Here is a 3,389-nt window from a genome sequence, read left to right on the forward strand (position 1 = left end):
CGCTCAATACCTTTGCAAGCGCCACGGCCTTATCGCTGCCCACGACGCTTTCCGCGAGCCCGCCCTGAGACCGGCTGAGACCGAGGTAGATTTGGGAACCGCCCAGATAGAGAAAGAAGCGCATGGCATCATCGGTGCCAAGCACTTCAATGTACGGCTTAAGATTGGCAAGACCCACCCTGCCGATACCCTTGGTGGGCTTCGCCACGATTGCACCTGTTAGCTTCGTCGGTTTGGTGCGATGGTGGTTTAGGCACAGCCTTCCATACATTGGCGTAGGTGCGTTGGTGGACTCTTGCACCTAGTCGCAAGCGGGCCTATAGTGTCCCTCGGAGCTTGAAAACTCCTCAGGCGGTCAGCGCCACCAAGGGCCTCGGTCCCAAACGGTGCTATTTTTATGTCCGGTCTTCGCGATCAAACCCCGCACCCTTGCGGGCTTTGATTTTGCAGGGTCGGCGCGGTCGCCCCTATTCGCGGCCGGGAGGGCAAGGCGTATGTCCAGGGCTTCGGCCTAAAGGTCTTGCTGCCGTTCCTGAACGGTTTTCAACTCCCGGCTCCGGGCGAATTGTCGCGCCGGATTACGCGCCTTGAAAAGCGCTCAGGAGACCAAATGACCGATCTCGACAGCGTGCAGCCGCACGATCTTCTTTCCGCTATCGAAGAAGCCCACGAAGCGCTTTTCGCCCTGGGCGAACTGGTGGTGACCGGCATGGAGGCCGGCAACAGCCTCCAATATGTGGCCGATGGCATCGGCATTCTGTTCCGGCAACAGATCGACGTTGCGCGGGCCAACGCCATGAAGCTGCGCCATCTGCGTATGGAGCCGCAGCGTGAACCCGGCAAGATCGACCCTAGCCACCCGAACTATGAGGAAATTATCGCCAGCAACCGCGAGGTCATCGCGGAGATGCACTCCATGCGCGAGCATGAAGATGAGCTTCGCAAGCAGATCATTGCCGAACTTCAGGAGGGCATCGGCGCGGACGAAATTGCCGAAGTGGTCGACCTTCAGGAAGAACAGGTGAAGCGCGTCATGGCGCAACTCCTTTCCGCCTCGGCCAAGGCCGAAGTTCCCGCCAAGACCTCGCGCAGCGCTGCCACTCGCTGAGCCGCCCCTTCAACCTTGGTAGGCGCTGCGCGGCGGCTGCGCCTACCCTCGAAAGCATCAACATGTTCTCCGAAAACGAACTTGACCTCACCGTCCAGGTGAACGCCGCCGAGTGGGCCTATAACCAACGCCGCACACTCTATCTCGAAGCGCTCCTGGTGCGCCTGCTGCGCGACGAAAACAACTTTGAAGAATGGCTTTCTGCCGACGACTTGGTGACGCTGCGCCTGCCGGGGCTCCCCGCGTCTGCCGCTGGAATAACCCGCAAGGCGACTGCCGGGAAATGGCGACGGCAGCGAGACCGCAACCTAAAGGGAAGGCGTTTCCGCTACCACGTTGCGTCGCTTCCTGCCCGAGCGTTCGACACGCTATTGAGCCGCTTGCTCGACCTCCCCGAAGTTGAAGGCGAAGTGCTAGCCTTTCCCGATATTCAGCCCCCGCCAATGCCAGATCAGCGCCCCACGGCCCTTACAGCGCCACCGTGGGTCCTTCCACTAATGCGCCTGATGAAGAACGATAGCGACCTTGCAGCGGCATGGCGGGACCTGCCGCACTCGCTGCCTCCAGGCGTCGAGCTTCCGACCGTCGAAGAGGCCGCGATGGTGCTGGTCAGGTTCGGCCTGACGGACAGATAAACGCCAGATCAAATACCGCACGTTTGCTGCGTTTGAAGAACCCGCATTCGTGCGGGTTCTTGCTTTTTAAGAAGGTGCAAATATGCTCCTTCTTCACTGAAGACCCATCAAATATGATGGCTTTTAGCAGCGGCGGAACGCCTCGGAGTTGTTCGTTCCACTTAATTGGCCGGTATGTGGTATCGTATTGAAATAATTATGATTTCTGCGCTCATTTCTTCGCGGACCTAAGTTCCGTGAAGGTTTTGACTGCGTGGCCTGTTTTGCAGGCGTTTCCATCCCGTCAAAGTCCCGCGTGACAAGGGTTTGACGGCGTCTTGATGGCTAGGGCCGAGCGCGCTATCAAAACAGACGAACCGCGCAATTTTGCCGAGAAATGACAAAACCCCGCGTTAAATGGAATTCCGATTATCTCCGATCAATTCCACATATAACTCATTGAAACTCTGGTCTTTTCCGGCTGTTCTCGCGGAATACCGGATAATTCCGGCAATACCAATACCGCGCGTTAAACAACACTGGCCGGTGATTTTGGCTCGCACCCAGTTCCAAACTCGATGCAACACCTCCCCCTTGATGGGGGAGGATGGGTGGGGGTAGAGTCACGCTCACCCCACTATCAGCTCCGCCCGCCTCGCATCCAGCCAATGGCGGATTGCCGGGTCGGTGGAAAGGCCCATGGCTAGTGTCAGTGCTTCATGCGCAGCTTCGCGGTTACCGGTTTCGGCAAGCAGCCGGCCGCGGACGGCCCAATAGGGTTGGTAGTCGGCCATGCGTTTGTCCTCGGCAAGGGGTGCGATGCTTTGGAGAGCCGCGGCTGGACCATCGGTTTCGGCGAGGGCGGCGGCGCGGTTGAGGAGGACGACAGGGGAGCCGGTCATGGCAAGGAGGATGTCGTAGAGCTTTACCACGATCGGCCAGTTGTTCGTGCCGGTGAGGCGCCGGACGATGTGGGCGGACTGGATGGCGGCTTCGAGCTGGCAGCGGCCGGTAGGGCCGGCGCTGCTGGCGGCGCGGAGGAGGGATTCTGCGGTTTCGATGGCCTCCATGTCCCAAAGGGCGGTGTCCTGCTCGTCGAGCGGCACATAGGCGCCGGTGGGGCTGCGGCGAGCGGCGCGGCGGGCGTCGGAGTAGAGCATAAGGGCCAGCATGCCCTTGGCTTCGGGCGAGGCTGGCAGGAGCGAGGCGACGAGGCGGCCGAGCCAGATGGCTTCTTCGGCAAGCTGGCCGCCGGCTTCGCCGACGAGATCGTTCCAGCCCTTTGAATAGGCGGCGTAGATGGCTTCGAGGACGGCGTCGAGGCGGTCGGGCAGGTCTTCCGTGTCGGGGATTTCGAAGGCGATGCCGAGTTCGGCAATGCGCGATTTGGCGCGGACAAGGCGCTGGCCCATGGTGGCGGCAGGGATGAGGAAGGCGGCGCCGATATCGGCGGCGGTGAGGCCGAGGATGGTCTGGAGGATCAGCGGGCTGCGGAGGGACGGGTCGATGTCGGGATGGGCGCAGGCGAACATCAAGGCGAGGCGGCGATCGGGGATGGCGTCCGGAGTCATGGCGAGATCGTCCAGTTCTTCGCGCATCAGGGTGAGGTGCCTTTCGCCGACTTTGCTGGTGCTGTTGCGGCGGTAGGCATCGGTCTGGCGGCGACG

General features: G+C 60.9%; 3 protein-coding genes and 1 pseudogene. 2 read left to right on the top strand and 2 right to left on the bottom strand.

Annotated features, from left to right (window positions below; translation table 11 throughout):
* Window positions 1–208, bottom strand: a pseudogene (locus J0I64_RS03600) (hypothetical protein); the annotation flags it as partial.
* 402 nt (window positions 209–610) lie between these two features.
* Between J0I64_RS03600 and J0I64_RS03605 the strand changes: the two are divergent.
* Window positions 611–1,108: a hypothetical protein gene (locus J0I64_RS03605; protein WP_291406250.1), complete on the top strand. Its 498-nt coding sequence runs from the start codon at window positions 611–613 to the stop codon at window positions 1,106–1,108.
* A 62-nt stretch (window positions 1,109–1,170) separates the two neighbouring features.
* Complete coding sequence (locus J0I64_RS03610; protein ID WP_291406251.1) at window positions 1,171–1,743, top strand: DNA-binding protein; 573 nt, start codon at window positions 1,171–1,173, stop codon at window positions 1,741–1,743.
* A gap of 608 nt (window positions 1,744–2,351) precedes the next feature.
* Here J0I64_RS03610 and J0I64_RS03615 read toward each other — a convergent pair.
* Window positions 2,352–3,389, bottom strand: a 1,038-nt coding sequence (locus J0I64_RS03615; RefSeq protein ID WP_291406252.1) for a DUF6596 domain-containing protein, incomplete at its 5' end; no start/stop codon positions are given.

This window comes from Devosia sp. (assembly GCF_017307565.1).
Taxonomy (GTDB): domain Bacteria; phylum Pseudomonadota; class Alphaproteobacteria; order Rhizobiales; family Devosiaceae; genus Devosia.